This window comes from Euzebyales bacterium, from assembly GCA_035461305.1.
In the GTDB taxonomy this organism is placed as follows: domain Bacteria; phylum Actinomycetota; class Nitriliruptoria; order Euzebyales; family JAHELV01; genus JAHELV01.
Genome location: DATHVN010000168.1, coordinates 1 through 2,255 on the forward strand (window position 1 = coordinate 1; position 2,255 = coordinate 2,255).

General features: G+C 71.3%; 3 protein-coding genes. All 3 read right to left on the reverse strand.

Annotation, left to right across the window (positions count from 1 at the left end; genetic code table 11):
- On the reverse strand, positions 1-906 hold a 906-nt coding region (locus VK923_15940), incomplete at its 3' end, for a hypothetical protein (protein ID HSJ46166.1).
- Between the two features lie 32 nt (positions 907-938).
- A complete protein-coding gene (locus VK923_15945) occupies positions 939-1,472 on the reverse strand; it encodes an ABC transporter permease (GenBank protein ID HSJ46167.1) in 534 nt (177 codons plus the stop codon).
- 222 nt (positions 1,473-1,694) lie between these two features.
- The gene (locus VK923_15950) at positions 1,695-2,129 is read right to left on the reverse strand and encodes an ATP-binding cassette domain-containing protein (GenBank protein HSJ46168.1); all 435 of its coding nucleotides are present in this window, start codon (positions 2,127-2,129) and stop codon (positions 1,695-1,697) included.
- Positions 2,130-2,255: the final 126 nt, after the last annotated feature.

Genomic DNA, 2,255 nt, shown 5'->3' on the forward strand with positions numbered 1-2,255 from the left:
TCGTCCTGGACGTCGAGCAGCACCAGGTCGTCCAGGTAGGACAGGGTCAGGTCGACCTGGGATGCCCCTGCGTGGCGGCCGACGTTGGTCAGCGCCTCCTGCGCGACGCGCAGCAGGGCGTCGTCGACAGCCGGGGACATCCGCGCCGCGTGCCATCGACGACGACCGAGATCCCGGGCGCGTCCCGCTGCGACTCGCTCCACCGTGCAGTGAGGTCCCGCAGCGCGTCGGGCAGCGGCGCGTGTTCGAGCGGCTCGGGCCGCAGCGCCTCCACGGTGCGCCGCGCCTCTCGCAGGCTGTCGCGTGCCGTGTCCTTGGCACGGGCGATGCGGTCCGCGGTCGCCGCTGCGCCGACGTGGCGCCGCGGCTGCGCACCAGCGCCACGCCGCGGACGCCGGCCGAGTGCTCCGCGAGCTCCTCGCCGAGCGCGGCGCGCGGGTCGATGATCGCCGTGACGGCCAGCCCCAGGCCAACGGAGGCGAGCACCGAGAACAGTGCTTCGCTGTCGGTGAGCAGCGAGCGGAGTTCACCTTCGGCCGCGGCAGGCGCGACGACGATCCCCATGACGCCGAGGACGGCCAACCACCTCGGCAGCGACGGGAAGAACTGTGGCAGCAGCGCGTAGAGCACGAGGAAGAACCCCTGGTCGCGCACGTTCAGCACGGCGTAGAACGCGAGTGCTCCGACCGCGTAGGCGACCGTCCGCCCAGTGCGGGCCTCCCAGTCGGGACGCGCCGCGAACATGACGACGTACCAGACGGCGAACGCTGCTGCGATCGCCAGCGTGCCCATGGCGCCCGGCGGTCGTGAGACCACCGTGACGATCGTGGGCACCCCGAGGGTGACGCCGAAGAGCACGTGCGACAGCAGCATCCACCGGCGCTCGGGGGTGCTGCTGCGTGCCACGTCGCGGTCCATCATCTGACGATATGCGCCCGTCAGCTCCAACGGAACAGACGGGAGCTCAGCGCCGTGCCGGCGACGACCATGGCCACCAACACCGCAAGCGCCACGACGTGCCAGGTGCCGAAGATCCACGGCTCCTTCAGTGCCTCGACCACGTAGGTCAGGGGCAGGACGTCACCGATGCGCTGTGCCCACTCGGGTTGGGCCTCGCGGGGCCACACCGCGCCGGACAGGAAGATCATCGGCAGGTAGATCGCGAAGGAGATCGCGCTGGTCGAGCGGGCCGTCGGCAGCAGCGCGGCGAGCAGGAACCCGAAGGCGGCGAAGCCGAATACCCCCACCACGTACGCGACGACCACGGCCAGCGGCGCCTCCGGCGCCCGCAGGTCGAAGACCGTCGTGCCGAGCGTGACCAGCACGGCCAGCCCGACAGTGGCGACGAGTGTGTGCACGAGCAGCTGCGCGAACATGATCGTCGATCCGCTCGACGCCCGCGACACCGGCCAGCCACTGCGCCGTGAAGCCCGCCGGTGCCGTGAACCGCACCTGCTGTGCCTGCCCGGCACGACGTGTCAGTCGGGCGGGTGTGTCGAGCGCCACGACCCGTCCCGTGTCGATGACAGCGATGCGGCCGCACAGGGTCTCGGCCTCGTCCATGAAGTGGGTCACCAGCACGACGGTCACACCCTGAGCGCGGATCGCGCGGATGTGGTCCCACGTCAGGCGTCGCGCCTGGGGATCCAGGCCGGTGGTCAACTCGTCGAGGAACACCAGCTCCGGGGTGCCGATCAGCGCCAGCGCGATGAACAGGCGTTGGCGCTGACCCCCGGACAGCGAGTCGAAGCGGCGTCGCGCTTGCCGGTCAGGTCCCCGTCGGCCAGCAGCTGCTGCGGGTCGGCCGGGTCGTCGTAGTAGGTGGCGTAGAGGTCCAGCGCCTCCCAGACCTTCAGGCGGTCCGGCAGGACGGCCGACTGGAGCTGGGTGCCGACGCGCTGACGGACCGCGGCCACGTCGCGCTGCGGGTCGAGCCCGAGGATCTCGACGCTGCCCGCGTCCGGCCGGCGCAGGCCCTGCAGCAGCTCGACCGTCGTGGTCTTGCCGGCTCCGTTCGGTCCCACGATCCCGAAGATCTCACCCCGCCCGACGTCGTAGGAGACGTCGGCGACGGCGGTCGCCGGTCCATAGCGCTTCGCGAGGTGCTCGACGGCGACGATGGTGTCCATTGGGGTCCTCCTGTGATCGTTGCGCTCAGCGTGGCCCGGTCGGCGTGTGGCGCGCGTCGCCCGTCCGTCGCGACCTCGCAAACCGCTCGGACGACACCTTGTTGACCAATCGGTGGACACGGGCTT